The 25,302-nt window shown below is 57.5% G+C and carries 26 protein-coding genes and 1 tRNA gene; 12 read left to right on the plus strand and 15 right to left on the minus strand.

The features are described from left to right. Positions 1 to 21 precede the first annotated feature (21 nt). A complete protein-coding gene (gene msrA, locus SCD_RS12935; protein ID WP_009207625.1) occupies positions 22 to 666 on the plus strand; it encodes a peptide-methionine (S)-S-oxide reductase MsrA in 645 nt (214 codons plus the stop codon). Positions 667 to 831: 165 nt separating this feature from the next. Here msrA and SCD_RS12940 read toward each other — a convergent pair whose 3' ends face one another. From SCD_RS12940 to SCD_RS12985, 10 genes are all read right to left on the minus strand, one after another. Then, positions 832 to 1,023, minus strand: coding sequence for a hypothetical protein (locus tag SCD_RS12940; protein ID WP_009207624.1), 192 nt, complete (start codon positions 1,021 to 1,023; stop codon positions 832 to 834). 229 nt (positions 1,024 to 1,252) lie between these two features. Then, positions 1,253 to 2,344, minus strand: coding sequence for a redox-regulated ATPase YchF (gene ychF, locus SCD_RS12945; protein ID WP_009207623.1), 1,092 nt, complete (start codon positions 2,342 to 2,344; stop codon positions 1,253 to 1,255). 48 nt (positions 2,345 to 2,392) lie between these two features. After that, entirely contained in the window at positions 2,393 to 3,109 is a 717-nt protein-coding gene (locus SCD_RS12950; RefSeq protein ID WP_009207622.1) for a pseudouridine synthase, read from the minus strand. Beyond that, the gene (gene pth, locus SCD_RS12955) at positions 3,106 to 3,702 is read right to left on the minus strand and encodes an aminoacyl-tRNA hydrolase (protein ID WP_023507015.1); all 597 of its coding nucleotides are present in this window, start codon (positions 3,700 to 3,702) and stop codon (positions 3,106 to 3,108) included. Before pth ends, SCD_RS12950 begins: the two co-directional genes overlap by 4 nt. Positions 3,703 to 3,798: 96 nt before the next feature. Then, positions 3,799 to 4,425: a 50S ribosomal protein L25/general stress protein Ctc gene (locus SCD_RS12960; RefSeq protein ID WP_009207620.1), complete on the minus strand. Its 627-nt coding sequence runs from the start codon at positions 4,423 to 4,425 to the stop codon at positions 3,799 to 3,801. An 87-nt stretch (positions 4,426 to 4,512) separates the two neighbouring features. Beyond that, complete coding sequence (locus SCD_RS12965) at positions 4,513 to 5,463, minus strand: ribose-phosphate diphosphokinase (protein WP_009207619.1); 951 nt, start codon at positions 5,461 to 5,463, stop codon at positions 4,513 to 4,515. 65 nt (positions 5,464 to 5,528) lie between these two features. Then, positions 5,529 to 5,603, minus strand: a tRNA-Gln gene (locus SCD_RS12970). Then, positions 5,604 to 6,434, minus strand: coding sequence for a 4-(cytidine 5'-diphospho)-2-C-methyl-D-erythritol kinase (ispE, locus tag SCD_RS12975; RefSeq protein ID WP_009207618.1), 831 nt, complete (start codon positions 6,432 to 6,434; stop codon positions 5,604 to 5,606). Further along, the gene (lolB, locus tag SCD_RS12980; RefSeq protein WP_084607539.1) at positions 6,431 to 7,168 is read right to left on the minus strand and encodes a lipoprotein insertase outer membrane protein LolB; all 738 of its coding nucleotides are present in this window, start codon (positions 7,166 to 7,168) and stop codon (positions 6,431 to 6,433) included. The genes ispE and lolB overlap by 4 nt, the downstream gene beginning before the upstream one ends. Next, entirely contained in the window at positions 7,134 to 8,861 is a 1,728-nt protein-coding gene (locus SCD_RS12985; RefSeq protein ID WP_023507016.1) for a tetratricopeptide repeat protein, read from the minus strand. The genes lolB and SCD_RS12985 overlap by 35 nt, the downstream gene beginning before the upstream one ends. Positions 8,862 to 9,215: 354 nt before the next feature. Between SCD_RS12985 and SCD_RS12990 the strand changes: the two genes are divergently transcribed. The 7 genes from SCD_RS12990 to SCD_RS13020 all read left to right on the plus strand — a co-directional run bounded on the left by SCD_RS12990 (position 9,216) and on the right by SCD_RS13020 (position 17,360). Next, a complete protein-coding gene (locus SCD_RS12990; RefSeq protein WP_009207615.1) occupies positions 9,216 to 9,956 on the plus strand; it encodes an ABC transporter ATP-binding protein in 741 nt (246 codons plus the stop codon). Next, complete coding sequence (locus tag SCD_RS12995; protein ID WP_009207614.1) at positions 9,953 to 10,696, plus strand: ABC transporter permease; 744 nt, start codon at positions 9,953 to 9,955, stop codon at positions 10,694 to 10,696. The genes SCD_RS12990 and SCD_RS12995 overlap by 4 nt, the downstream gene beginning before the upstream one ends. Beyond that, the gene (locus SCD_RS13000) at positions 10,696 to 12,048 is read left to right on the plus strand and encodes a GldG family protein (RefSeq protein ID WP_009207613.1); all 1,353 of its coding nucleotides are present in this window, start codon (positions 10,696 to 10,698) and stop codon (positions 12,046 to 12,048) included. The genes SCD_RS12995 and SCD_RS13000 overlap by 1 nt, the downstream gene beginning before the upstream one ends. Continuing rightward, complete coding sequence (locus SCD_RS13005; RefSeq protein WP_023507017.1) at positions 12,045 to 12,875, plus strand: DUF4340 domain-containing protein; 831 nt, start codon at positions 12,045 to 12,047, stop codon at positions 12,873 to 12,875. Before SCD_RS13000 ends, SCD_RS13005 begins: the two co-directional genes overlap by 4 nt. Positions 12,876 to 12,882: 7 nt before the next feature. Beyond that, entirely contained in the window at positions 12,883 to 13,698 is an 816-nt protein-coding gene (gene mutM, locus SCD_RS13010) for a bifunctional DNA-formamidopyrimidine glycosylase/DNA-(apurinic or apyrimidinic site) lyase (protein WP_009207611.1), read from the plus strand. Positions 13,699 to 14,100: 402 nt separating this feature from the next. Next, on the plus strand, positions 14,101 to 15,015 hold the full coding sequence (locus SCD_RS13015; RefSeq protein ID WP_009207610.1) for a PilZ domain-containing protein: 915 nt from the start codon (positions 14,101 to 14,103) through the stop codon (positions 15,013 to 15,015). Positions 15,016 to 15,395: 380 nt separating this feature from the next. After that, a complete protein-coding gene (locus tag SCD_RS13020) occupies positions 15,396 to 17,360 on the plus strand; it encodes a dynamin family protein (protein WP_009207609.1) in 1,965 nt (654 codons plus the stop codon). A 71-nt stretch (positions 17,361 to 17,431) separates the two neighbouring features. On the opposite strand, the gene SCD_RS13025 is transcribed toward SCD_RS13020, so the two are convergent. From SCD_RS13025 to SCD_RS13045, 5 genes are read right to left on the minus strand one after another with little or no spacing between them, the layout of a single operon-like run. Next, on the minus strand, positions 17,432 to 17,683 hold the full coding sequence (locus SCD_RS13025) for a YfhL family 4Fe-4S dicluster ferredoxin (RefSeq protein WP_009207608.1): 252 nt from the start codon (positions 17,681 to 17,683) through the stop codon (positions 17,432 to 17,434). A gap of 20 nt (positions 17,684 to 17,703) precedes the next feature. Then, entirely contained in the window at positions 17,704 to 18,186 is a 483-nt protein-coding gene (gene coaD / locus SCD_RS13030; RefSeq protein WP_009207607.1) for a pantetheine-phosphate adenylyltransferase, read from the minus strand. Beyond that, positions 18,176 to 18,739 (minus strand): 16S rRNA (guanine(966)-N(2))-methyltransferase RsmD, encoded by a 564-nt coding sequence (rsmD, locus tag SCD_RS13035; protein WP_009207606.1) that lies wholly within the window; start codon positions 18,737 to 18,739, stop codon positions 18,176 to 18,178. The genes coaD and rsmD overlap by 11 nt, the downstream gene beginning before the upstream one ends. A gap of 3 nt (positions 18,740 to 18,742) precedes the next feature. Continuing rightward, positions 18,743 to 20,059, minus strand: coding sequence for a M16 family metallopeptidase (locus SCD_RS13040; RefSeq protein ID WP_009207605.1), 1,317 nt, complete (start codon positions 20,057 to 20,059; stop codon positions 18,743 to 18,745). Continuing rightward, complete coding sequence (locus SCD_RS13045) at positions 20,049 to 21,425, minus strand: M16 family metallopeptidase (protein ID WP_009207604.1); 1,377 nt, start codon at positions 21,423 to 21,425, stop codon at positions 20,049 to 20,051. Before SCD_RS13045 ends, SCD_RS13040 begins: the two co-directional genes overlap by 11 nt. A gap of 67 nt (positions 21,426 to 21,492) precedes the next feature. Between SCD_RS13045 and ftsY the strand changes: the two genes are divergently transcribed. The 4 genes from ftsY (at position 21,493) to rpoH (ending at position 25,111) form a co-directional block, all read left to right on the plus strand. Continuing rightward, positions 21,493 to 22,452: a signal recognition particle-docking protein FtsY gene (gene ftsY / locus SCD_RS13050; RefSeq protein WP_009207603.1), complete on the plus strand. Its 960-nt coding sequence runs from the start codon at positions 21,493 to 21,495 to the stop codon at positions 22,450 to 22,452. Beyond that, entirely contained in the window at positions 22,449 to 23,099 is a 651-nt protein-coding gene (gene ftsE / locus SCD_RS13055; RefSeq protein ID WP_009207602.1) for a cell division ATP-binding protein FtsE, read from the plus strand. The genes ftsY and ftsE overlap by 4 nt, the downstream gene beginning before the upstream one ends. Continuing rightward, positions 23,096 to 24,004 (plus strand): permease-like cell division protein FtsX, encoded by a 909-nt coding sequence (gene ftsX, locus SCD_RS13060; protein ID WP_009207601.1) that lies wholly within the window; start codon positions 23,096 to 23,098, stop codon positions 24,002 to 24,004. The genes ftsE and ftsX overlap by 4 nt, the downstream gene beginning before the upstream one ends. 243 nt (positions 24,005 to 24,247) lie before the next feature. After that, positions 24,248 to 25,111 carry an RNA polymerase sigma factor RpoH gene (rpoH, locus tag SCD_RS13065; protein ID WP_009207600.1) on the plus strand — a complete coding sequence of 288 codons (864 nt, stop codon included), beginning with the start codon at positions 24,248 to 24,250 and terminating at the stop codon, positions 25,109 to 25,111. The last annotated feature ends 191 nt before the right edge of the window (positions 25,112 to 25,302 follow it).

Genomic DNA, 25,302 nt, shown 5'->3' on the forward strand with positions numbered 1-25,302 from the left:
ATTCATTTAAGGAGTTCCATCATGCAAACCACCAAACGTTTCCGCCACTACTTGCTCGGCAGCCTGTGCCTCTTGTTCAGCCTGACCACACTACCCAGCGCCACGGCCGCACCCGCCGAACAAACGGCGGTCTTTGCCGGCGGTTGTTTCTGGGGCGTGGATGCGGTGTTCAAGCACGTGAAGGGAGTGTCGGAAGTTGTGTCCGGCTATGCCGGCGGCAGTGAAGCCACGGCACATTACGCACAAGTCAGCGACGGCGATACCGGGCATGCCGAAGCGGTGCGCGTCCGGTTCAACCCGGAGCAGGTTTCCTATCAGCAACTGCTGCAAGTGTTTTTCAGCGTGGCGCATAACCCCACCGAGCTTAACCGCCAAGGCCCGGATACCGGCAGCCAATACCGCTCGGCGATCTTTCACACCAGCGTAGAGCAGCAGAAAATGGCGCAAAGCACCATTCAGCAACTCACCGCCGCGCGTACTTTTTCCAGGCCCATCGTCACGCAAGTCGTGCCGCTGCAGCAGTTCTATCCCGCCGAGGCATATCACCAGAACTATCTGGCATTGCATCCAACCCAGCCCTACATCGTGATCCACGACAAGCCCAAGCTGGAGCAATTGCGCAAGCAGTTCCCCGCGTTGTACACGCCAGCTGAGGCCAGCCGATAAGGGTTAGGGTTCGAATTACATTTCAAGAAAATCATTTTCCAGGGCGCGCCCTGCTATTCATGAGCAACCGCGAATCGGTTAATGAACGCCTGGCTCGGCGATTGAGGTCTTACTGAAGGGGGGCATGCGCCAGCTCAGCGAGGCTGGGCTGGCGAGGAGTTCTGGCTAGTGCTTCCAGTCCGTTTCGCGGCGTTGTTGCGGACTAAAGATTACCCGTGTTATCACATCCGGCGGGACGCCTTCATCTCTCATAATCTTGATGCCCTCGGGAATATTGCCCAGCAGCGCTGCCGCTATTCCCTTATTTACCACTGCATCCAGCTTTGTGTCGATGCGGTCGAGGCGAAAGTATTTCATGGTTTCACTCCTTACCCGGATCCGCGCTTCCAGCGCTGCGCTGGATGCGCTACGCCGGGAAACATATGCTTGCGGAATTATTTGGAACACCCTTTTGACGCTGGTTATCGCAACAAAGTTCCCTGGTGGATGGAACGACCAACCACAATACAGATTTCAATTATAGACAAATAAAGAAAAATACTTATGCATCCCATCCATCTGGATGTAAAACCCTGGTCAAAACCTGTCAAACGTTAAACAGGAAATTCATGACATCTCCGTCATGGACCACATATTCCTTGCCTTCCGAACGCATTTTGCCGGCTTCCTTGGCGCCATGTTCGCCGTTGCAGGCGACGAAATCCTCATAGGCAATAGTCTGCGCGCGGATGAAGCCACGTTCAAAGTCAGTGTGAATCACGCCCGCAGCCTGGGGTGCGGTGTCGCCGATGTGAATAGTCCAGGCGCGCACTTCCTTGACGCCGGCAGTGAAGTAGGTCTGCAGGCCGAGCAGCTTGTAGGCGGCGCGGATAACGCGGTTCAGGCCGGGCTCTTCGAGGCCCATGTCGGCAAGAAATTCCTTCTTGTCGGCCTCGTCGAGGTCGGCGATCTCGCCCTCGATGGCGGCGCAGATCGCCACCACCGGCGAGCCTTCGCGCGCGGCCAGCTCCGCCACCTTGTCGAGATGGGGGTTGTTGGTAAAGCCAGCCTCATCGACGTTAGCGATGTACATGGTAGGCTTCATGGTCATCAGGCATAGCGGCTTGAGCAGGGCAGCCTCTTCCTTGTCCGGATTCAGGTTGCGGGCGGGTTGGCCCTGGTCCAGCGTGGCGCGCACTTTTTCCAGCAGCGCCATCATGCGCACCGCGTCCTTGTCGCCGGACTTGGCCAGTTTATTGGTGCGCAGCACTGCCTTTTCGACGGTTTCCAGATCAGCCAGGGCGAGTTCGGTGTTAATCACCTCGATGTCGGAGATCGGGTCGATCTTGCCCGCCACGTGTATCACGTCAACGTTCTCGAAGCAGCGCACCACATGGGCAATGGCATCGGTCTCGCGAATGTTGGCGAGGAACTTGTTGCCCAGGCCCTCGCCCTTGCTCGCTCCGGCTACCAGGCCGGCGATATCGACGAACTCCATGATCGCATGCTGCACCTTTTGAGGCTTGACGATGACCGTCAGCGCATCGATGCGCGGGTCGGGCACTTCGACGATGCCGACATTGGGCTCGATAGTACAGAAGGGATAGTTCTCCGCTGCAATTCCGGCACTGGTGATGGCGTTGAACAGGGTGGACTTGCCGACGTTGGGCAAACCGACGATACCGCATTGCAGACTCATGAAAATCCTTTAATTATCAGTTCTATTTCAAACAAACCAGTACAGCTATTATAACCCTGTCAGCAAAGCCCGCTGCGCTTCGTCCAGGTAACACCATTCACCCTCTTTCAGCCCCAGCGCATCCAGCGTCAAATTGCCGATCGCCGTGCGGCTCAAGGCATCGCAATGATTACCGGCGGCAGCCAGCATGCGCTTGACCTGATGGTACTTGCCCTGCTCCAGCACGATCTCCAGCCGGTACTCTTCTATCTTGCGGCAGGTCAGCGCTGCCAGTGGGGCGGGTTCGTCGTGCAGCTTTACACCAGCCAGCAACAGTTCGACCAGCGCTGGCGTCACCGGCTCGTGCGTGGTGGCCGCATAAATCTTGGGGACGTGCCGCTTGGGGGAAGACTGTGCGTGAATAAAAGCACCGTCATCCGACATCAGTAATATCCCGGTCGTATCGTGATCGAGACGGCCCACCGTCTGAACGTCACGCCAGGTAAATTGTTCCGGAAACAGGGTCAGCACGCCGGGATGGTGGCTGGGTTTCCTGGAACATTCAAAGTTGGCGGGCTTGTTCAGTGCGATATAGACATGCTCGCGGTAGGTCCATGATTCGCCATAGACACTAAACTCCAGGCCATCCGTCTCAAATGTGGCGCGTGGATTGGTAATGCATGCACCAGCAATCGAAACCTCGCCCGCTGCTATCATCTGCTGGCAACCCTTGCGGGTGCCAAAGCCCTGCGATTGCAGGATGCGGTCGAGGGTCAGCTTGCTCAAGCGCCTTCCGATTTCGGTTTGGTGTGCAACTTGATCATCGCGGCGGGAAAATCGCCCGACAGCAGTTGCGGCAGTCCGGCGAGGCTGGCATCGACGGCGCTGTCGATCAGCTCCTGCTCTGCACGCTGCGGTGCATTGAGCACGAAGTTCACCACCGCATCGCGGTCGCCGGGATGGCCGATGCCGAGACGAAGACGCCAGAAATCCGGCGTGCCGAGCTGGGCGATGATGTCCTTGAGGCCGTTATGGCCGCCGTGACCGCCGCCTTTTTTCAGGCGCACCGTGCCTGGCGGCAAATCGAGTTCATCGTGCACCACCAGGATCTCGTCCGGCTCGATCTTGTAAAAACTGGCCAGTGCGCTGACGGCACGACCGCTGAGATTCATGAAGGTTTCCGGCTTCAGCAGCCAGACCTCGCGATTGTTGACGGCGAGACGTGCAGCCAGGCCATGAAACTTTTTTTCAGGCTTGAAGCTGGCGGATTTTCCTGCCGCCACGGCCTCCACCCACCAGAAGCCGGCATTGTGCCGGGTGGCCTCGTATTCCCGTCCCGGATTTCCCAAGCCCACAATCAGGCGGATTCCTGTCGTCATTTCCCGTCCCACAATGAAAAAACCCGCCGAGCGCACCCCATAAAGGTCGTATGCTCGACGGGCTCCTTACAAGCAGCCAAGCAGCTGCGAAGTGGCTTACGCCTTGGCTTCGGGCGCTTCTGCCGCTTCTGCCGCTGCTGCTGCTTCAACCGCACCGCGCGGAATGGTGATCGTCGCTACAGCCAGATCCTCACCTTTGGTCAGCGGGATCAGTTCGATACCCTTGCCCAGCTTCAGCTCGGACAGGTGAATCGAGTGACCGGCAGCCAGGTTGGCCAGATCCACTTCGATGAACTCGGGCAGGTCCTTCGGCAGGCAGGCCACATCCACTTCGGTGATGATGTGGCTGACGATGCCGGCAGAAAGCTTCACGCCAGGAGCGATGTCGGCATTTGCGAAATGCAGCGGCACCTTGATGTGAATCTTTTCTTTCGGGTTAACGCGCTGGAAGTCCACGTGCATTACTACCGGGCGGAACGGGTGCATCTGGTAGTCACGCAGCAGCACTTGCTCGGCCTTGCCGTCGAGGTTCAACGACAGAATCGTGGCGTGAAAGGCCTCGTTCTTCAGTTTGTAGAACACTTCTTTGTGGTCCAGTTCGATGGCTGCAGCATCTTTTTCACCACCATAAACCACTGCCGGGATGCGACCAGTGCGACGCAGGCGGCGGCTCGCACCCGTTCCCTGTAGCGTACGCGCGGTTGCGCTGATTTCGATTTTCATGTTGATGCTCCTAAAGTTAAAATGCCGCCCGCGACCAGGCAGCATTCGGTTTGCGCAGAGCCGGTATAAAACCGACTCCGCAAAAAATTATTCCATGAACAGCGAGCTGACCGAATCCTCGTTGCTGATCCGGCGCATCGTTTCGGCCATCAGTTCCGCCACGGAAAGCTGACGGATGCGGCTGCAATTTTTGGCATCTTCACGCAACGGTATGGTATCGGTCACGACCAGCTCATCCAGATGCGAACTCATCACGCGCTCTATCGCAGGACCGGACAACACCGGGTGGGTACAGTACGCCACCACCTTTTCCGCGCCGTGCTCTTTCAAGGCCTTAGCGGCCTCGCACAGGGTGTTGGCAGTATCGACCAGGTCGTCCATCAGCACGCAGGTGCGGCCCCGAACGTCGCCGATGATGTGCATCACCTTGGCGACGTTGGCCTTGGGGCGGCGTTTGTCGATAATCGCCAGATCCACGTCCAGGCGCTTGGCCAGTGCACGGGCACGCACCACACCACCGACGTCGGGCGATACCACGATCAGGTTCTCATAATGCTGTTTCCACACGTCGCCGAGCAGAATCGGTGCAGCGTAGACGTTATCCACCGGAATGTCGAAAAAGCCCTGAATCTGGTCGGCATGCAGGTCCATGGTCAGCAGGCGATCCACGCCGGCGCTGGTGAGCATGTTCGCCACCACCTTGGCGGTGATTGCAACGCGCGCCGAGCGCGGTCTGCGATCCTGGCGCGCATAGCCCAGGTAGGGAATGGCTGCGGTGATACGTCCGGCCGAGGAGCGCTTGAGCGCATCCACCATCACCAGGACTTCCATCAGGGTGTCATTGGTCGGGGTACAGGTCGATTGCAGCACGAATACATCCTTGCCGCGAACGTTTTCGAGGATCTCGATCATCACCTCGCCGTCGCTGAAACGACCGACCGTCGCTCGCCCAAGGCGAAGATTGAGATGTTTCACCACCTCCTCGGCAAGCCGGGGATTTGCGTTACCGGTGAAAACCATCATGCTGCCGTATGCCATGACGCGCCCTTAAAAACAAACGTAGGGACGTCGCATGCGACGTCCCTACCGGTTTGGATTACAACTGGCTGGGGAGGTAGGGATCGAACCTACGAATGCTGGAATCAAAATCCAGTGCCTTACCACTTGGCGACTCCCCATTAACTGATAAAATCGTACAAAGGATGCCTATCCAGGCCCTTTGCCACAAAACCGGCCATCTGCGCCGGCTTCACGGAAAACACTTTATTCGCTTCTTCCTGGCTCGAAAACGCGGCAAAAACACACGCTCCCGATCCGGTCATCCTGGCATCGCCGAAGGCTTTGAGCCACTCCAGGCACTCGGCGACCTGCGGATACTTCCGGCACACCACAGGCTCCAGATCATTTCTTCCGCAGCCCGTTGAAAAGTCCGACATTTTGATAGGTTTCGTATCGCGTGTCAATTCCCTGCTGGTAAAAATCTCTACCGTGGATACGGCTACCGACGGCACCAGCACCACATACCAGGCAGGCGGAAGCACCACCGGCTGGAGTTTTTCGCCCACACCTTCGGCAAAGGAGCTCTCGCCGAACACGAATACCGGCACATCGGCACCGAGGCGCAAGCCCAGCTCCTGCAACATCTGGCGGCTGAGATTCAGGTCCCACAAGCGATTCAGCGCCAGCAGCACCGTAGCGGCGTCGGAACTACCCCCACCCAGGCCGCCGCCCATCGGCAAACGCTTCTCCAGGAAGATATCCGCGCCCAGACGGCATCCGGTTTCCTGCTGTAGCAGACGCGCAGCGCGCACGGTGAGATCCTGTTCCGGGTCCAGGCCGGGAAGCGGATTCACCCGCCGGATCACGCCATCATCACGGACAGTAAAAGAAAGGCTATCGCCGTAATCGACGAAACGAAACACCGTTTGCAATAAATGGTAGCCGTCCGGACGCCGACCCACCACATGCAGAAACAGGTTCAGCTTGGCCGGGGCGGGGAAGGTGGTCATGGCAGCACCCAGTCATCGATCACCAACCGGACCCGCAGGCGCTCGTCCAGCGCCACCTCCAGTTTGGCTGGCAGCAAGGTTCCCTGCACCATTCGGTAACCGAGATAGTCAACGCGCCAGCCATCCTGACGCAGGGCACGAAGCTGCCGCTTATCGTCCAGTTCGCTTTCCGCCACGCTATCCGGTGCGGAGCGGCCCATCACCCAATATTGCAGGCCGCGCGCCGGCAGGCGCCAGCCCAGCACTTCTTCGGTCAGGCTTTCCACGTCCGCGGCTCGGTAACTCTGCCCATCTGCGGTCTCCAGCGAAGCGCCGGCAGAATTGTTCACAATCCGGGCGACGCCCTGCCCTAACGGAGAAAGAATAAAAATCTCGTCCTCCTCGGCAGCGTGACTCCAACGCAACGAACCGGAAAAACTCTCTCCGTTGTGCGACACAGCGATCCGACCTGACAGCCGGAACAAACCCTCTGCACCGCTACTAGACTGTGGGCGGGCGGCCGATTCAAGCTCCAGCGGCGGCACCGGCAGTGCAGCGCAACCCCATAGCAGCATGGGGAAAAAGAGGGCGGCGAATAAACCTTTAATGAGGTGAGGGGTAAGGGGTGAGGGGTGAGGGGAAAGGTCAAAACCGGTGCGGTGGGGGTTTTGACTCTCCGCCTCACCCCTCACCTTCTCACCCCTCACCCCTAACAACGCCTCACCGCACCGCAGGAATATATTTCTTGATGACATTCAACAGCGTTTCGTGGCCGGGATTTTCCTTCAGGGCGGCGCGCCAGATTTTTTCTGCCTCTTCGCGCTTGCCCCTGGCCCACAGGACTTCGCCCAGATGCGCCGCGATTTCCGCATCTTGCTGACCGGTGTAGGCGCGCCGCAGAATGTCCTCAGCCTTTTCGAGCTGCCCCATGCGGAAATTCACCCAGCCCAGACTATCCATGATAAAAAAATCATCCGGCGACAGTTCAAGCGCCTTTTCGATCAGCTGCCGCGCCTCATCCAGCCGCTCGGTGCGATCCGCCAGAGTGTATCCCAACGCATTGTAGGCATGGGCGTAATCGGGCTTGATCTGGATCAGCTTGCGCAGATCCTGCTCGAGAATGTCGATCTTGCCCAGCTTTTCCGCCGCCATCGCATGGTCGTAGAGTAGATCAGGGTAATTCGGCAGCTTCTCCAGCGCCTTGCCCAACAAATCGAACGCCTCGCCGTAAGCCTTGGCATCCCGCAGCAAATGCGCCTCCGCCACGACAACCTGAACCCGCTGCTGATTGTTCTGCACCGTGATCTGTCTGAGGTGCTGACGTGCCTCCGGAAGCTTGCCCTGTTTGGCCAGCATCACCGCTTGGCGGATTTGCGCGGGAATATACTGCTCGCCCCGCTCGACCGAAGCATACCAGTCTGCGGCTTCCTCGTAGCGCCCACGCTCATCGAACAACTGGCCGAGATACATGCGCACCATGGCTTCATCGCGATATTGGCTGGCCAGCGCCTGTTTCAGGTGTTTCTCTGCGGCGTCGTAATCCTTGAGCTGCATCGCCAGCAGACCGACAGACAAACTCACCTCGGGATTTCCAGGAAGATCGTTGAGCAGCTTTTCAAACTGGGCACGCGCCTCGGCATATTGGCGGTCGCTCACCAGCAAACGGGCATAAGCCAGCCGCACATCCTGCATTTTGGGGTAATCGCCAAGCAGGTTCCGGAAGAACTGCAATGCCTCCGAGATGGAACTACGTTGCAATAGCTGGCCCTGAAACAGCGCCGCCGCCTCCCAATTGGGACGGAGCCGACTTGCCTCGCGAACTTCATGCAATGCCAGTTCATTCTGGCCCGCACTCCATGCCGCATAGGCAATAGTGAAATGCGCTTCAGCGTGATTCAGATAAGGCGCGGCCAATTCCTGCACCAGAGCCAGGGCAGCCGGCTTATCCTTCTGCCGCGACAGCATCTGATTCAAATGCAGCAGTGCCCCGCCAACGTTGTCGCCTTCTCCTGCCAGCAATTTCTCAAGATGGGGCTTAGCTTCCTGCAAGCGACCGCTGCTCAGCAGAATCCCCGCCACAGCCTGCCTCGCCTGGACTTCGTCCGGGTCGGTCTGTTGCCACAGCGTGGCTGCCTCCAGTGCCTGCGCTTCCTGCCGTGACTGCAAGGCCATCTCGGCAGCCCGTTTTGCCAGGCGCGGATCGCGCGTTGTTTTGGCCATATCCAGCATACCTTCGGTGGCCAACCCCATGTCACCACGCTGTCCGGCAACCTCCGAAACCAGGTACTGAAACAGGAGAGGCCTGGTCAAGTCGACCTTGGGCAGCACCGGGATTCGCTCTACGCGCTCCGGTTGAGCAACGGGCTGAACGACTTCTTTCGGCGACAGTTGGGCGCACCCGGCAGCAACCAGCGCGATGGGGGCCAGCAAGAGATATTTAAATTTCATCACAGGGATATAATAATCCTAGAAACCTTAGTTGGACGGGGTGGAGTGTGCGGTTTTGGGGGTGCAGGGCAAGACGCAACGACGCGGAATGGTCGTTCCATTCCAAGGAGTTGCAACGCCGCCATACGCCGCAAAAACCGTGCAATCCATCCCGTAGCGGGCTCAACAACCGGGTGAAACGGTAAATCATGAAGAAATTTATTGCAATCACGGTGTCGCCTAGAGGCGCCTACTTTCGGTAAATATTCAGCCGAGCGGTCAACTGAGGTTTCTAGGATGATGCAGTTGGCAAATGCGCTCTTTACGCGTACCCCATATTAGGACATATTTGCTCTTTTTCAAAGCAACCAAGGCATGACGAAGATTACTGTTTCCGCCAAAAACCTTTCCCGCCGCTACGGCGCCCGCTCCGCCGTGCAGAACATCGGCTTTGAACTGCGCCAGGGTGAGGTACTGGGTCTGCTGGGGCCGAACGGCGCCGGAAAGACCACTACCCTGCAAATGCTGGCAGGATGTCTGGCTCCCAGCACTGGCAGCGTCGAAATCTGCGGCATCAACCTGCTGGAGAATCCGCGCGAAGCCAAGGCCTTACTCGGCTACCTGCCGGAGACCCCGCCCCTGTACCGGGAACTGGCCGTGGATGAATATCTCCGCCTTGCCTCGCGACTGCACCGCATTCCCAAGAATGAAATCGCAGATGCTGTTGACAAGGCCCGGCAGCGCTGCGGCCTGACCGAAGTCGGAAAACGTCTGATCGGCAATCTGTCCAAAGGCTACCAGCAGCGGGTCGGCATCGCCCAGGCGATCGTACACAATCCGCGCGTGGTGATTCTGGATGAGCCCACTGTCGGCCTCGACCCGATCCAGATCCGCGAGATCCGCAGCCTGATCCGCGAACTGGGTGGCGAGCACAGCGTGATCCTGTCCACCCACATCCTGCCGGAAGTGGAAAGCGTGTGCGACCGCATTCAGATCATGCACCAAGGCAAGCTGGTATTCAGCGGCGACATGGCAGCTCTGAAACAAACTTACCCTGATCAAGCCAACCTGGAAGAGGTTTTCATCCAGCTGACAAAGAAAGAAGGAAGCGCATGATTTTCACCATTGCCGCCAAGGAACTGAAAATCCTGTTCAGCGGGCCGATGGCCTGGATTATTCTGGCTGTACTGGAGATCATCCTCGCCTATTTTTTTCTGAACCAGGTCGATGCCTTTCTGACGATCCAGCCGCAGCTGACCGCCCTCGCCAACCCACCGGGTGTTACCGAGCTGATTGTGACGCCTCTGTTCGGCAACGCCGCAATCATTTTGCTGATGGCGGTGCCGCTTCTGAGCATGCGCCTGATCGCCGAGGAAAGGCGCAACCAGACTCTTAACCTGTTGCTGAGCGCGCCAGTTTCAGTCAGCGAGATCATCCTCGGCAAATTCCTCGGCCTGATGGCTTTCCTCTCCCTGTTTATCGGCCTGACCGCGCTGATGTCGCTGTCGCTGTATGCCGGCGCAACGCTCGACCCCGGACTGCTGGCCGGCAACATCGTCGGCCTGGTGCTACTGGCGGCCAGCTTCGCCGCGCTCGGCCTGTACATTTCCAGCCTCACGGCACACCCGCTCATCGCCGCGATGGGCACTTTCGGCGCACTGCTTGGCCTGTGGATCATCAACATGTCAGCGCGCGACGCCGACAGCTGGCTGAACACCCTTTCGCTGCTGAAGCATTTCGAATCGTTCAACCGCGGCATCATCAATAGCGCAGATGCCGCCTACTTCGTGCTGTTCATCGCTTTGTTCCTGGTGCTGACGGTGCGCCGGCTCGACAACGACAGGACGCACGGCTAATGAAACCCACCAATCCATCCCGCTTCCAGTTGCGTCTGCAAAGCGCCCTCTTTCTCGTCCTGTTCCTCATCGCCGTCGGCCTGCTAGTCACCCTTTCCCGTGAATACACGACGCAACGAGATCTCACCCGCAACAGCCGCAACTCGCTGAGTCAGGCCAGCATCGACGTGCTCAAGAGCCTGCCCGGCCCGGTCACTATCACCACCTACGCCACCCAGCAGGATCCCCGGTTGGGCGATGTGCGCAAAATCATTCGCGAATTCATCGGCCTCTACAGCCTCACCAAGCCCGATCTCACGCTCAAGTTCGTTGATCCGGCGGAGCAGCCGCAGTTGACGAGAGCGGCCGGCATCCAGGCCAACGGCGAAATGGTGGTGGAATACCGGGGGCGCAGCGAACACCTCACCACCCTGAACGAGCAGATGCTGACCTCTCTCCTTACCCGGCTGGCCCGCGCCGGCACGCGCATGGCGTTCTACCTGGACGGACACGGTGAACGCAAGCTCGACGGCATGGCCAACCACGACCTCGGCGATTTCGGCAAGAAACTGGAAGCCAAGGGATTCAAGACGGCAAGCCTCAACCTCACCCTGGCCCAGAATGTACCCGACAACGCCAGCCTGCTGATGATCGCCAGCCCGCAAGTGGATCTGATGCCAGGGGAAGTAGAAAAGCTGAAAACGTACCTGGAAAAGGGTGGCAACCTGCTCTGGCTGATCGATCAGGAACCGCTGCACGGCTTGCAGCCGCTGGCTGAAATGCTGGGACTGATTCTGACGCCCGGCACGGTGGTAGACCCCTCCGCCCAGCAGCTCAACGCCGCTCCGACCATTGCCCTGGGCGCCGTTTACGGACGCCACCCGGCGACACTGGGCTTCAATCTGGTTACGGCATTCCCCTACGCTCGCACTATCGGGTACAGCGAAGGAAAAGGCTGGCAGACCACCCCCCTGATCGAGGTCGCACCGCAGGGATGGGTGGAAACCGGCAAGCTCGACGAGACCCTCGCCTACGATAAGAACCGCGACACACCAGGGCCGGCAACCATCGCCATCGCCCTTGAACGCAGCGTGGAAGACCAAAACCAGCGGGTCATCGTGGTCGGTAACGGCGGCTTTCTCTCCAACACCTATCTCGGCAACGGCGGCAACCTCGACCTCGGCCTCAACCTGTTCAACTGGCTGGCCGGGGATGACACCCTCATCACCATCCCGACCAAGGCCGCCCAGGACACCAGCCTTAACTTGAGCAAAACCTCCGCGGCGGTGATTGCCATCGGCTTTCTCATCGTCCTGCCGCTGGCATTTATCGGCATCGGCATCGGCACCTGGTGGCGACGGCGCAAGGCATGAAATACAGAATCTTGCTGAATCTCGTGCTGGCCGCGCTGGTCGCTGCCCTGATTCTGCTGGTCTGGCTCAAGCCCAAGCCCACGGTCCAGACGGAATTCAAGCTCTCTACCCTCGCCAGCGCCAGTGTTAAACGCATTACCATCGAGAAGCCCGGCCAGCCGGCAATCGTGCTGCAAAACAATCCAGCTGGCTGGCGCCTGATCGCCCCATTCCAGGCACGCGCGGAGAGAACGACAGTCGGACGCCTGCTGGAAATCCTTGCTGCCACCAGCCTCCAGCGCTTTCCCGCCACCGATCTTGGCCGCTTCCAGCTCGACAACCCCCTGCTACGACTCACGATCAACGACCAGAAATTCAGCTTCGGCACTCAGAATACGCTGACCGGCGAGGTCTATGTCGCCACGAATGGCGGCGTCCATCTGGTTGCGCCCAGCTATCTCGTTTATACGATGAAAATGCCTGCCGATTTCGCTGCCCGCGCCTTTCTGGCTGAGGAAGAAAAGCTGGCCGGCTTCGAGTTTGTGGATCTGAATCTCAGCCAGAACAGCGATGGCAAATGGTCAGTTTCCCCCGCCCGTCCGAACTGGAGCCAGGACGATATCAACCGCTGGGTGGACGAATGGCGTCACGCCTCCAGCCTGGTTACCCAGCCCTACGACGGTACGCCCGCACAGGAATCCTTCACCCTGCGCCTCGGCGATGGCAAGCTCATACCCTGCAAAATCCTGCGGCATGAACCCGAACTGGTGATCCTGCGCGAAGACGAGAAACTGCAATACCATTTCCCCGCCGAAATTGGGAAACGTTTGCTCCGCCCCGGGAAATAATCACGCCATGCCAGAACTGCCCGAAGTCGAAACCACCCGTCGCGGCCTGGAACCCCACCTTGTCGGCCAGCGCATTCTGACTGCTATCGTCCGCCATACCGGCTTGCGCCATCCGGTGCCGGAAACGCTGAAACAAGTCCTGCCCGGTTTAACCCTGCGCAGCATCGAACGACGCGGCAAGTATCTGCTGCTGGATTGTGGCGAGGGCTGGCTAATCCTGCACCTTGGCATGTCGGGCAGTCTGCGCATCCTGCCCGCCTCTACGCCGCCAGAGAAGCACGACCACTTCGATCTGGTAGTGGAAAGCGGCCAGTGCATGCGACTGCGCGATCCACGCCGCTTCGGGGCAATACTATGGACGACGGCGCCACCGGAAGCCCATCCACTCCTGGCCAAACTCGGTATCGAGCCGCTGACGCCTGCGTTCGACGGCAATTTTCTCTACCGGGTATCGCGCGGTCGCCGGACCCCGATCAAGCAATTTCTGATGGACGGCCACATCATTGTCGGTGTCGGCAACATCTACGCAAACGAAGCGCTGTTTTCCGCCGGCATCAGCCCGAAAACCGCGGCCGGGAGGTTGGGCAAAGCGCGCTGCACCAAGCTGGCGGCTTTAGTGAAGGACATCCTGAATCTGGCCATTGCCGCGGGCGGCAGCACCCTGCGCGATTTCGTCAACAGTGCCGGCAACCCCGGCTATTTTCAGCAGCAATATGGCGTCTATGGCCGCACCGGCCAGCCCTGCCTGCGTTGCGGCATGACAGTACGCCAGTTACGCCAGGGGCAACGCTCCACCTTCTACTGCCCCGGCTGCCAGAAATAGCGCCTGGACACGCCTTAAAATATCGGCGAATCGCGCTGATTAATTTAACAAGAATATGCTATTAATCCAGGCTTGAGGTTTTCAGTGGTCTACCCGAATGCCTTGATGGCCAAGCATAATGCGACACGCGCTCTGACACAGCAAAAACAGAGGCACGGATCAGGTTAAATAGGCTTAGTACCCTTTTTTCCGGTAGAGTTCGTAATTACCAAATTTCAACCGGTTTTGAAATGTCCAGTGGAGTCGGGACGATTCAGCTTTTAGTAGAAAAATAGCCTGTTGCCGTATGACAGCACAACTGCCTTTTCGGGCTGAAATCTGCCGCCTTGGCCTGTGCAGGAGCTCCCTGAAAAACGTTGCTCTATGATTTTTGGCGAGTGACAGTATGCGAGGAGAAGAGAAGTGATAAAAACATTCCTTGGCAAATCCTTTGGCTCTGAGAGGGCTAAGGAGCCATCATCGGGAAACACCACCCAGACGAGGATCGACCTCGATCAGATCAGGACACTGATCGAATTTTTCCCGATCGGGAAAAAACTGCGCTATTACCCCGAGTTCCAGAAGGAAATTGTTTTCGACACATTTGTCATCGCCTACTGCGTGAATGGGAGTTTCATCTACTCCGGGGAAGCGATCGATCGCGACTCTCAAGGCTATCCGACGGCGTTCTGTGCAGGGGAAAACGAAGAGCGAATACCCGTTTCCGATCTCAAGCTGTTTCAGTTGCTCGTTCCGGACACGTCCGACCTTGAGATGAAGCTCGATTATCACCGGCGTGCGCTTATTGGCCGAAAACGGCAATTTAACAAGGGCAATTCCATTTCCCTGATATCCAATGCGGGTGCCAAGGGCGTGTCGACTGTAGATACCGTGGTGGCGAAGCAGATCGCACTGCCCGATGGCCCTTACGCGCATGCGCAAATGGTCTTGCTGATGCCGGAACTGGATACCCTGGCTGTTACCGATCAACGAAAGAAGGCTCGTGCGAAAATCTGTGCTCCGGTGGCGGTGTCTTTGCCGGAAGGGAAGTTATCCGGGCCCTGCACGATTTATGATTTATCCGAGAACGCTGTGCGTATCCGTGTGCGTGACCGCGATACAACGATGCCTGTGATGCCACGGGGTAGCGAAGTGATCCTTGACATCGATCTCGGTGAAGCGAAACGGCACTACACTATCAAAGGATCGGTAATCCGCAGCTCGCCGGAGACCTGCGCTATTAAGCTGGAGGGGCTGTTCAAGGACGGAAGGCTACGCAGCTTCGATCCGCTGGACCTTCTGGAGTTGAAGACTGGGTTGCTCAACTACGGCGCGTGAATCGAGCAGATGTTCGCAGAAGCTTGATGGTTTGATTGCCCTCAGGAACGCGTTCTCAACTGGGAAAGAAGCAACTAAAGAGGTCCGCTTCAATTAACCTTTTAGAAAACTCCGGGGTCTTGCATAGCAACAAGAATTTCCCAAACAACCACCCACAACCCCACACAAATATTCGCCTTGACGCCGCTTAAACGTCAACTGAAGGCACGTAAAGCAAGCGTGGGAGGATACCCTTCACCCTCGCCACTCAATTTTTGGATGCCCCAGCTGCCAGAAGTAACGTTGAATACCCACCTTAGAATATTGATAAATCACGTTGATTGCGTTGTGTTTTGTGATAAAGTTTAACCCACTTGAATAAATCATCCCCCGGGGGAAACATGGCACACGATGATCTGGTCGCGCATTTCGAAGCCTACAGCGCTTGGCGCAGCCGCCTGACTGACAACGTCGGCGACTTTCGCAACTGGCTCAACGAGCAGGAACTGAACGACGCGCAAACGGATCAGCGCATCCAGCACTTGCTCGACCGACTCCACGACGACAAGCTCAACGTGGCCTTTGTCGCCGAATTCTCGCGCGGCAAATCCGAGCTGATCAACGCCATTTTCTTTGCCGATTACGGCCAGCGATTGCTGCCTTCGAGCGCCGGGCGCACCACCATGTGCCCGACCGAACTGATGTACGAGGAAGGTCGCGAACCCTGCATCCAGTTGCTGCCCATCGAAACCCGTGGCGCCGACACCACCACCACGGAGTACAAGCGCTACCTCGACGAATGGAAAATTCTGCCGCTCGACATCGAGTCGAGCGATGCCATGGTCAATGCCTTCCTGCAGGTGAGTCAAACCAAGCGGGTCAGCCTGGATGAAGCCGCACGCTATGGCCTGTATAACGAAAAAGATGAAAATAACATCGTTACCGTGCATGAAGACGGCACGGTGGACATTCCCTGCTGGCGCCATGCCATCATCAACTTCCCGCATCCGCTGCTGAAGCAGGGCCTGGTCATCCTCGACACGCCGGGTCTCAACGCCATCGGCACCGAGCCGGAACTGACCCTGAACCTGCTGCCCAACGCTCATGCAGTGTTGTTCATTCTCGCCGCCGACACCGGCGTCACCAAGTCCGACATCGAAGTCTGGCGCAATCACATCGGCAACCAGCAGGGGCACCAGAAGGGTCGCCTGGTGGTACTGAACAAAATCGATGGCCTGTGGGACGAGCTAAAAACTACCGAGGCCATCGAAAGCGAACTCGACAAACAAGTCACCACCAGCGCCAGTCTGCTCGGTATCAAGCCTGATTATGTCTTCCCTGTTTCCGCACAGAAGGGGTTGCTCGCCAAGATCAATCAGGACGAACCTCTACTCGAAAAAAGCCGTTTGCTGGCGCTGGAAAAATCGCTCAGCGACGAGCTCATCCCCTCCAAGCAGGAAATCGTCCGGGACAATACCCGAGGTGAAGTCGAGTACATGGAGGAAAACATCCGCTCGATTCTGGATGCGCGCCTTGCCGGCGTACGCGAGCAACTGGATGAACTGCTCGGACTGCGCGGCAAGAACGAAGACGTGATCGAGCACATGATGTCCAAAGTGAAGAAGGACAAGGAGGATTTCGAAAAAGGCCTGCAACGCTTCCAGGCGCTGCGCAGCGTATTCTCCCAGCAGACCAACATCCTGTTCGCTCACCTCGGCATGGATGCGCTCAAGACCGAGGTCAAGAAGACCCGTGTCGCCATGGTCGAAGCCAAATTCACCAAGGGCATGCGCGATGCCATGAGCCAATTTTTCAAGGACGCCAACGACAACATCGCCCAATCCGCCAGACAGGTCGAAGAAATCAAGGGCATGATGGGCGCGATGTACAGGAAATTCAACGAGGAGCACGGCTTAAGTCAGACGGCTCCCGCCCAATTCTCGACCCTGAAATATCACAAGGAAATTGCCCGGCTGGAAAAAGCCTACAACGAGCACTTCAACACCGTGCTCAACATGCTGACTCACGAAAAATTTTCCATCACCACGAAATTTTTCGAAACCTTGGCGAACCGGGTGGTGCATGTATACGAAGTCGCAAACAAGGATGTGGAAAACTGGCTGAAGGCGATCATGGCACCGATGGAAACCCAGGTACGCGAGCATCAACTCCATTTGCGCCGCCGCCTGGAAAGCATCAAACGCATCCACAAGGCAACCGACACACTGGAGGACCGTATTTCCGAACTGCAATACATGGAAGGCGGTATCCTCCAGCAGTTGCAGGATTTGTCCTTGCTGCAGCAGCAGATTGCCAACTCGCTTGCCTACGAGCAAGAAACACAGCCCGTTGCGGCAAGCGCCTGAAATTTCAGCCAAATAAAAAACGGCGACATGGACTCCATGTCGCCGTTTTTTTATCCAGACCCAGGTTTGGTTTAACCCTTGGCTTGTAGCGCCTCATACTTGGCCTGCAGCTCTTCCTTGCTTTCCACCTGGCTGGGATCGAGGATGCAGCAATCAACCGGACAGACGCTGACGCACTGAGGCTCGTCGTAGTGCCCCACGCACTCGGTGCACAGACTAGGGTCGATCACGTAGATTTCATCTCCCTGCGTAATTGCACCGTTGGGGCACTCAGGTTCACACACATCACAGTTGATGCACTCATCGGTAATCATCAGAGCCATATCAGTTTCCTTCCAAAAAATTAAGAAAAAATCTTGTGTTGCAGCCTTGCCTTGACTGAGGGTTGCACAAACTGGCTGACATCCCCGCCCAGCAGCGCAATCTCCCTGACCATGCCGGCCGAAATAAACATATATTGATCCGATGGCGTCAGGAATACCGTTTCGACCTCGGAGTACAGGCTCCGGTTCATTCCCGCCAGCTGAAATTCGTATTCAAAATCCGAAACTGCGCGCAAGCCCCGCAGCACCACGCGCGCATCGTTCTCGCGCAAGAAATTCATCAGCAGCCCGGAAAATCCCACCACTGTTACCTTGGGCACATCGGCCAGGACTTCCCTCGCCATGGCCACCCGCTCTTCCACGGTAAAATAGGGCTTCTTGCTCTGGCTGTCCGCTACCGCGACGATCACCTCGTCGAACAATCGAATAGCACGCCGTACCAAGTCCTCATGGCCGAGGGTAATCGGGTCGAATGTACCAGGGTAAACCGCTCTAAGCGCCATGGGGCCCTTCAGTTTTTCGCTTCAGCAAACAGTAAAATACATTACCCGCCCGACCGTTGCGCCAGACTTCCCATCCTTCACCCGGCTCAAGCTCCTGTTCGGTTTCAGCGTAAACAAAACCATCGGTCGCGAGCCGGTCCGGAAGAAGGGGCAATAATAACGGTAAAATTCCGTGGTGGAAAGGTGGGTCGAGAAAAATCACATCGAACGCTTTCCCTTCACGGGAGAGAGTTTTTAGCCCATCCCCCGCCACCAGATCCAGTCGATCCGCACCGAGTTTGCGCGCATTTTCCTGCAAGGCCTTCAGCGCCTGCGGGTTCTGTTCAACCATCACCACCCGTTTTGCCCCGCGTGAAAGCGCTTCGAACCCCAGCGCCCCACTGCCGGCAAACAGGTCAAGACAGGTCATGCCGTCCAATGTTTGGCCCAGCCAGTTGAACAAAGTTTCCCGCACCCGATCCGGGGTCGGGCGCAAACCCTCTGCTTGCGGGAAATTGATCAGGCGGCCACGCCATTCGCCGGCGATAATTCTGACCTTGCTCTGCTGCACCAAGGACTATTTCGCCTCGTCCGCACCGACGACCACGGTCGCCATGTTATCCGGCTGGATGCGGCGGGTAAAAGCATCCCTGATTTGGGCAACCGTCACTTTTTCAACATTGCCGGAAAAGTCATCCAGATAGGAAAGTGGCAGCCGGTAAAACCCGATTACAGCCAGGTAATCGAGGATTTTTTTATTGCTGTCCAATCGCAACGGAAAGCCCCCCACGATATTTTGCCTGGCCTTCTTCAGCTCGTCCTCAGTTGGCCCTTTGGCTATGAAATCCCGCAAGGTTTTGCGCACTACGACCAGCGCCTCTTCGGCTTGCTCACGCTTGGTCTGCAGGCCAATCTGGAACGGCCCGCTTTGCTGCAACGGCAGAAAATAGCTATAGACGCTGTATACCAGTCCGCGCTTTTGCCTGACTTCCTCGATCAAACGCGAGGCGAAGCCGCCCCCGCCCAGGATGTAGTTGCCGACATAAAGCGGGAAATAATCTGGGTCTGTGCGCGTCATGCCCGGCTGCCCGATGAGAATATGGCTCTGCGTGGCGGGATGGGCTATTTTACGAGTTTCCCCCATGGACATGGCCACCACTGGCAAGGACTGCAGCTCGCCTTCAGCCCGCGGCAAAGCCGCTGTTAGCTGAGCGGCAATTTCTCTGGCCTGAGCCGGAGTAACATCGCCGATCACGGCAACAACTGCCTCATCAGCGCGATAATGCGCGCGGTAGAAACCAACCAGATCCTCGCGTCGCAGTGCGGCGATCGATTCCGGCTCAACCATGGAGGATAGCGCATAAGGATGGGTTCCATAGATCATAGAATTGAACAACCTCCCAGCGATGAAGTCCGGTTGGGTCTTGGCTTCCTTGAGTTCAGCGATGGATCGGGTTTTCTCCCGCGCCAGCACCGCCTCAGGGAAAGCCGGGAATTGCAGCGACTTGGCCATGATCTCCAAAGCCTGGCCGCGCTCCCGCTCGCCACTCAAAGTGCGCAGGCGCAGTCCGGCTCGATCCTGATCGAAACTGCCACCCAGGCTGGCACCGATATCGGCCATTCGACGGGAAATCTCTTCCTCGGTCATCCCTCCAGCGCCCAGGGTAAGCAGATGATGCGTCATGCTCGCCAGGCCCGGGCTGGACTTGTCATCCCGGCTGTCACCGGCAGGAAACTCGACGCTGACATCCAGCAACGGCAGGTCGTGGTTCTCGATGAAAATCACACGCACGCCATTGTCCATCCGCCAATGCTGAATCGGCAATGCCGCTTGGGCGGCGGTGGCAACGAGCAGCAGACCAGCAAAAACCAACTCCATGAATTTAATGTGCATGACGTCCTCCCGAAACAGGTTTCACCGGCTTCACGCCATCCATCGGTTGCGGGTCGAGCACCGCCACGGTAAGGCGGTCGTCGATCAGGTACTTGCGCGCCACCTCCTGCACTTGACCGGCGGTGACCACCTTGAGTTTCTCAAGGCGCGTTTCCAGCGTGTTCAGAGGCAGTCCAGCTGTTTCCACCTCGCCGATCAGCATCGCCTGGTAGAACATCGAATCGCGCTGATAGACCTGAGCTGCGATCACTTGTGCCTTGACACGCTGCAGCTCCTCCTCGGTCACCCCATCCCGTTTGATCTTCTCAATCTGCTCGCGGATTGCCGTTTCCAGTTCGGCAACACTCTTGCCCTCGGCGGGGGCTCCGTCCAGGATGAACGTCGAAGGTCCGCGCGAAATCAGGTCATACCCGGCCCCGGTCGACACCGCAACCTGCTGCTCCCGCACCAGCGCCTGATTGAGTCGCGCCGAGGCATGGCCGTCCAGCACGCCTGCCAGCACCTCCAGCGAGTAAGGCTCGTGGTCGTTAACCGGATCTCGCAGGGAGGGCGTGTGGTAGCTCATGGCAAGATAGGGCAGCTTGGCGGGGGCTTTAACGGTCACACGCTTGATGCCGCGCTGATCTGGTTCGGCCTGGGGTTTGCGCTGGGGCAGGGCAACCGGACGAATTTTGCCGAAATAACGCTTGGCCAGTTTCAGCACCTCCTGAGGTTTGACGTCTCCCACTACCACCAACGTGGCATTGTTTGGCGCATACCAGCGACGATACCAATCCCTGGCATCGTCTGCTGTCATGTTTTCCAGATCATTCATCCAGCCGATGATCGGGTGATGGTAAGGATGAGCCTCGTAGGCTGCCGCCATCAGTGTTTCATAGACCAGCGCCTGCGGTTTGTCTTCTGTGCGCATTCGCCGCTCCTCCATCACCACCTTGATCTCTTTCGCAAACTCCTGCGGCAAAAGTACCAGGTTATGCATCCGGTCGGCTTCCAGTTTCAATGAAAGCTCCAGCTTCGATTTTTGTAGCTGCTCAAAATAGGCCGTGTGATCACGGCTGGTGAAAGCGTTTTCCCGTCCGCCAGCCGCCGCGACAATCTTCGAGAACTCACCGGCAGGGACCGCCTTGGTTCCCTTGAACATCATGTGTTCCAGGACGTGCGCCACGCCGGTCGTGCCATTGAACTCATCCATGCTACCGGCGCGATACCATACTTGCGAAACCACCACTGGCGCACGATGGTCTTCCTTGACGATCACCTTCATGCCATTGGCCAGCTTGTATTCATGGACAGTCGCCATGGCCTGGAACGGTAATATCGCCGCCAGCAACCAGATGCACCGGATCAATGTTTTTTTACGCTGCACAAAACCTCCTAATCGCCTAAAATGACGAAGTTGTGAATTATAGCCTACCTTGAGACCACCATCCCCCATGCTAAGTTTCTTCAAATCCGACAAGAAAGCCGATGAAAGCCTGGAACAGCCCCAAGGCTGGGCGGCCAGACTGAAACAAGGGTTAGCCAAAACCCGGGACATCCTGAATACGCCGGTTTCCGGTCTGTTCGCCGGCGGCAAGATCGACGAGGCGTTTTACGAGGAGCTAGAAACCGTCCTGCTTTCCGCCGATGTCGGTGTCTCCGCCACCCAATACCTGCTCGATGACCTGAGAAGCCGCGTCAAGCGCGACAAGCTGGATGATGCGGCGCAACTCAAGCAGGCTTTGCGCGATGGCCTACAGACCTTGCTCACCCCGTTGGAGTCGCCGCTATCCCTGTCCGGCCACAAACCCTACGTCATCATGATGACAGGCGTTAACGGCGCCGGCAAAACCACCACCATCGGCAAGCTGGCCAAATATTTTCAGGCCCAGGGAAAATCGGTGTTGCTCGCCGCCGGCGACACCTTCCGCGCTGCAGCGCGCGAACAACTGCAGGTATGGGGAGAACGCAACAATGTCACGGTCATCACCCAGGAAGGCCAGGACTCCGCTGCCGTGATCTTCGACGCGATCCAGGCAGCGCGCGCGCGCGGCATCGACATCGTGCTGGCAGACACCGCCGGACGACTGCCCACCCAGTTGCACCTGATGGAAGAACTAAGAAAGATCAAGCGCGTCATCGCCAAGGCCGAACCGGGCGCACCCCACGAAACCATCCTGGTGCTCGACGCCAACACCGGCCAGAACGCCATCGCCCAGGTCAAATCCTTCGACGATGCACTACAGGTGTCCGGGCTGGTCCTGACCAAGCTCGACGGCACAGCCAGGGGCGGCGTCATCGCCGCTATCGCCAAGACCCGCCCGATCCCGGTGAGGTTCATCGGCGTCGGCGAGCAACTTGATGATCTGCGACCCTTTGTCGCCAAGGAATTTGTTGAGGCACTGTTTGAATGATTTCTTTCAGCCAGGTTTACAAACGCTACCCAGGCGGCCATGAGGCACTGAAAAACCTCAGCTTCACCATCGAAGCCGGCGAAATGGCCTTCATCACCGGGCCAACTGGCGCCGGCAAGAGTACCTTGCTGAAACTGGTGGCCGCAATCGAGAAACCCTCATCCGGCAGCGTGGTGGTAAGCGGCCAGAACATCGGCAAGCTGCGCCGCAGCGCCGTACCCTACCTGCGCCGAAACTTCGGCCTAGTCTTCCAGGATCACAAACTGCTCTATGACCGCAACGTGCTGGAAAACGTCATCCTGCCGCTGGATATTGCCGGCCTGCCTCGCGCCGAAGGCATGAAGCGCGCCCGCGCCGCACTCGACAAGGTGAAATTGCTGGGACTGGAAAAGGCGAGCCCGATTTCCCTTTCCGGTGGCGAACAGCAGCGCCTGTGCGTGGCTCGGGCGATCGTTAACCGCCCGACCATCGTGCTGGCCGACGAGCCTACCGGCAACCTTGACGCCGAATATGCCGGCGAAATCATGGAAATGTTCAAATCCTTCAACCAGGTTGGCGTCACGCTTTTGATCGCCACCCATGACGAATCGCTAATCACACGCTACAGCAGCCGGGTGTTACACCTGAAGCAGGGGGAGCTATCATGAACTGGCTCAGCCAACACCGCCTCGCCTTGGGTCTGATCCTCGGCCGCTTCGTTCGTGCGCCTTTTTCCAGCTTGCTCGCCATGATGGTCTTTGGCGTCACGCTCAGCTTGCCGCTTGGCCTTTATACGCTGATCGAAAACGTCAAGGCAGTTGCCGACAACGTCAGCCTGGAACCCCAGATCACCGTGTTCATGTCCGTTGGCGCCGATGCCGGCAGCACCCGACAAGTCGAGTCGCGACTGAAGGAACTCAATACCATCAAGCAATTCCGCTTCATCCCGCGCGACCGTGCTTTGCAGGAACTGCTGCAAAGCACGGGGCTGGTGGACGTAGCGGCGGGGCTGGAGCGGAACCCGCTGCCGGACGCTTTCGTGATCGAACCCAAAAACATCAATCCTGGTGAGCTTGAAAAGCTGCGCAAGGATCTAACCAAGTTACCTAAAGTAGACAAGGTATTGCTGGATACGGCCTGGGCAGAACGACTTAACGCCATGGTACGCCTTGGCCGCGATGTCACCCTGATTCTTGCCATCCTGCTCGGTTTTGCCCTGGTAGTGATTACCAGCAATACCATCCGTCTGCAAATTCTGTCACAGCGTGAAGAAATTGAGGTCAGCACGCTAATCGGCGCGACCGACGCTTTTATCCGCCGCCCCTTCCTCTACCATGGTGCGCTGCAGGGCTTGGGCGGTGGCATCGCTGCCTGGCTCATCGTCAGTCTTGGCCTGCAACTGCTCAATGTGGGCATAGCCGACCTAGCGAAACTCTACACCACCCAATTTCGCCTGCTTCCACTGGATTCGGTCGATATTCTCAGCCTGCTGCTGTTTTCCTCTCTGCTCGGCTGGCTCGGTGCGTTTCTGGCGGTAGGAAGGCATTTGCGCCGGATCGAGCCCAGAGCATAAGTTCCATGCCTCAAGTCTGAGAGTCGAGTTGCAGACTACTTTTGCTAACGTCAAATCAGTTCTGACCCACTTTTTTAATATAATTATTGACTAATATAGTCGTGAGTTAGTATAGTTGACAATATTACTCGGATATTTCTGCCGCACGAGGGAATGCGCTGAATTTTTCCAACGAACTTTTTCGACTATTTGGCACTCTCATTCCCCGAGTGCTAGAATAAAAAACATTGGAGGAATAATCTTATGACGAATGCTTTATTAGCCATTTCCATCCCTTCTGCTGCCGGCAGCCTGGAAAGCTATATCCAGTCGGTCAAGGCAATGCCAGTGTTAAGTGCCGAGGAAGAACAAGAGCTGGCGTTACGACTGAAGCGCGACAACGATGTGGAAGCAGCACGGATGCTGGTGGTTTCACACCTGCGCGTGGTCGTGAACATCGCACGCGGCTACATGGGTTACGGCCTGCCCCAGGCGGACCTGATTCAGGAAGGCAATATCGGCCTGATGAAAGCCGTGCGCCGCTTCGACGGTGAGCGCGGCGTGCGCCTGGTTTCCTTTGCCATCCACTGGATCCGCGCCGAGATGCACGAATACATCCTGCGCAACTGGCGCCTGGTCAAGGTCGCCACCACCAAGGCGCAGCGCAAACTGTTCTTCAATCTGCGCAGCATGAAAAAGGGACTCGGCTACCTCGGCCCGGATGAGGTTAACAGCATCGCAAAAGACTTGGGCGTGAAGCCGGAGGAAGTGGTGGAAATGGAAAGCCGCATGGGCGGTCAGGATATCTCCATGGAAACTCACGGCGGTGACGAGGATGAAGGCACCGGCCCGATCGCCTATCTTGCGGCCGACGCAACCAACGAACCGGCGGCCCTGCTGGAGCAGGAACAAACCAGCCAGCAGCGCGAACGCGGCCTGTCCAGCGCTTTGCAGGGCCTCGACGACCGCAGTCGCCGCATCATCGAGGCGCGCTGGCTCACCGAGGACGCGAGCTCCACACTGCATGAGCTCGCTGCTGAGTATGGCGTGTCCGCGGAACGCATTCGCCAGATCGAGCAAAAAGCCTTACAGAAAATGAAAACAGCGATTGTAGCTGAGGCCACCTGACCTCTCACCGCGTCAAAAAAAGGGCGGGGCGCATTTCGCGCCCCGCCCTTTTTGTTTGGGCATTCCGATGCCTGATCAGGCCAGAATTACGGAAAAAAAGCTGATATAGCTCCAAACCATCAAAGCCACCACGATAGGCATCACAAATTTAGCCATTGTCATCTCCTTAATTAAAAATCCGCCAAAAACCA

The organism is Sulfuricella denitrificans skB26, assembly GCF_000297055.2.
Lineage (GTDB): Bacteria > Pseudomonadota > Gammaproteobacteria > Burkholderiales > Sulfuricellaceae > Sulfuricella > Sulfuricella denitrificans.

What these genes read in the sequence shown, in the direction of transcription:
- msrA (WP_009207625.1), top strand. Translation starts at nt 22, where the DNA reads ATGCAAACCACCAAACGTTTCCGCCACTACTTGCTCGGCAGCCTGTGC.
- SCD_RS12940 (WP_009207624.1), bottom strand. Translation starts at nt 1,023, where the DNA reads ATGAAATACTTTCGCCTCGACCGCATCGACACAAAGCTGGATGCAGTG.
- ychF (WP_009207623.1), bottom strand. Translation starts at nt 2,344, where the DNA reads ATGAGTCTGCAATGCGGTATCGTCGGTTTGCCCAACGTCGGCAAGTCC.
- pth (WP_023507015.1), bottom strand. Translation starts at nt 3,702, where the DNA reads ATGACGACAGGAATCCGCCTGATTGTGGGCTTGGGAAATCCGGGACGG.
- SCD_RS12960 (WP_009207620.1), bottom strand. Translation starts at nt 4,425, where the DNA reads ATGAAAATCGAAATCAGCGCAACCGCGCGTACGCTACAGGGAACGGGT.
- SCD_RS12965 (WP_009207619.1), bottom strand. Translation starts at nt 5,463, where the DNA reads ATGGCATACGGCAGCATGATGGTTTTCACCGGTAACGCAAATCCCCGG.
- ispE (WP_009207618.1), bottom strand. Translation starts at nt 6,434, where the DNA reads ATGACCACCTTCCCCGCCCCGGCCAAGCTGAACCTGTTTCTGCATGTG.
- lolB (WP_084607539.1), bottom strand. Translation starts at nt 7,168, where the DNA reads ATGTCATCAAGAAATATATTCCTGCGGTGCGGTGAGGCGTTGTTAGGG.
- SCD_RS12985 (WP_023507016.1), bottom strand. Translation starts at nt 8,861, where the DNA reads ATGAAATTTAAATATCTCTTGCTGGCCCCCATCGCGCTGGTTGCTGCC.
- SCD_RS12990 (WP_009207615.1), top strand. Translation starts at nt 9,216, where the DNA reads ATGACGAAGATTACTGTTTCCGCCAAAAACCTTTCCCGCCGCTACGGC.
- SCD_RS12995 (WP_009207614.1), top strand. Translation starts at nt 9,953, where the DNA reads ATGATTTTCACCATTGCCGCCAAGGAACTGAAAATCCTGTTCAGCGGG.
- SCD_RS13000 (WP_009207613.1), top strand. Translation starts at nt 10,696, where the DNA reads ATGAAACCCACCAATCCATCCCGCTTCCAGTTGCGTCTGCAAAGCGCC.
- SCD_RS13005 (WP_023507017.1), top strand. Translation starts at nt 12,045, where the DNA reads ATGAAATACAGAATCTTGCTGAATCTCGTGCTGGCCGCGCTGGTCGCT.
- mutM (WP_009207611.1), top strand. Translation starts at nt 12,883, where the DNA reads ATGCCAGAACTGCCCGAAGTCGAAACCACCCGTCGCGGCCTGGAACCC.
- SCD_RS13020 (WP_009207609.1), top strand. Translation starts at nt 15,396, where the DNA reads ATGGCACACGATGATCTGGTCGCGCATTTCGAAGCCTACAGCGCTTGG.
- SCD_RS13025 (WP_009207608.1), bottom strand. Translation starts at nt 17,683, where the DNA reads ATGGCTCTGATGATTACCGATGAGTGCATCAACTGTGATGTGTGTGAA.
- coaD (WP_009207607.1), bottom strand. Translation starts at nt 18,186, where the DNA reads ATGGCGCTTAGAGCGGTTTACCCTGGTACATTCGACCCGATTACCCTC.
- SCD_RS13040 (WP_009207605.1), bottom strand. Translation starts at nt 20,059, where the DNA reads ATGCACATTAAATTCATGGAGTTGGTTTTTGCTGGTCTGCTGCTCGTT.
- ftsY (WP_009207603.1), top strand. Translation starts at nt 21,493, where the DNA reads ATGCTAAGTTTCTTCAAATCCGACAAGAAAGCCGATGAAAGCCTGGAA.
- ftsE (WP_009207602.1), top strand. Translation starts at nt 22,449, where the DNA reads ATGATTTCTTTCAGCCAGGTTTACAAACGCTACCCAGGCGGCCATGAG.
- ftsX (WP_009207601.1), top strand. Translation starts at nt 23,096, where the DNA reads ATGAACTGGCTCAGCCAACACCGCCTCGCCTTGGGTCTGATCCTCGGC.
- rpoH (WP_009207600.1), top strand. Translation starts at nt 24,248, where the DNA reads ATGACGAATGCTTTATTAGCCATTTCCATCCCTTCTGCTGCCGGCAGC.